We start from the raw sequence: 694 nt of genomic DNA, 5'->3' as shown, positions 1-694 counted from the left end.
TAATAAATATCCACCAGCTTAGCTGGTGGTTTTTCCTAAGCCCTATAAGGGCACACATTACCAGCGTTATGCCTTAAGGCATTTTAAAGATCCCGCCAGCCGCAATTTATGTTACTTGCTACCCTTAAAAGGGTTCATGTATTCCTTTATACTTATTTGGTCGGCGATCATATCTTCTTTCTGTTGATTTCTTATATATTCTTCTATTGCTTTTTTATTTTTTCCAACTGTATCTACATAAAATCCTCTGCACCAAAAGTGCCTATTTCCATATTTATATTTTAAATTTGAAAATCTCTCAAATATCATTAAACTACTTTTTCCCTTTAAGAATCCCATAAAACCTGAAACACTTATCTTTGGTGGTATCGATAAAAGCATATGTATATGATCTTCGCATGCATTCGCTTCTATTATTTCTACACCTTTCCACTCACAAAGTTCTCTTAATATTTTTCCTATCTCTTTTCTTTTTTCTCCATATATTTCTTTCCTTCTATATTTCGGTGCAAACACTACATGATATTTACATCTCCATTTAGTATGTGATAAACTATTACTGTCCATTTAGGGCAGACCTCCTTTGATTATAGATTTGGCTGACGAGACCACTTCTATTTTATCAAAGTGAGGTTTTTTTGTTCACCGCTTAAGCTATTCTGAACGCACCTGCACAGCAGGTGGTTTTCTTTTG

General features: G+C 34.1%; 1 protein-coding gene. It reads right to left on the bottom strand.

Translation table 11 applies throughout. The features are described from left to right. Positions 1-111: 111 nt before the first annotated feature. Positions 112-567: an IS200/IS605 family transposase gene (tnpA, locus tag AB8U03_RS18015; RefSeq protein WP_369705929.1), complete on the bottom strand. Its 456-nt coding sequence runs from the start codon at positions 565-567 to the stop codon at positions 112-114. Positions 568-694 lie beyond the last annotated feature (127 nt).

This window comes from Clostridium moutaii, from assembly GCF_041205085.1.
GTDB classification, from domain to species: Bacteria; Bacillota; Clostridia; order Clostridiales; family Clostridiaceae; genus Clostridium_B; species Clostridium_B moutaii.
Note: the sequence above shows the minus strand (reverse complement) of the source record. Positions and strands in the feature narration are given on the sequence as shown.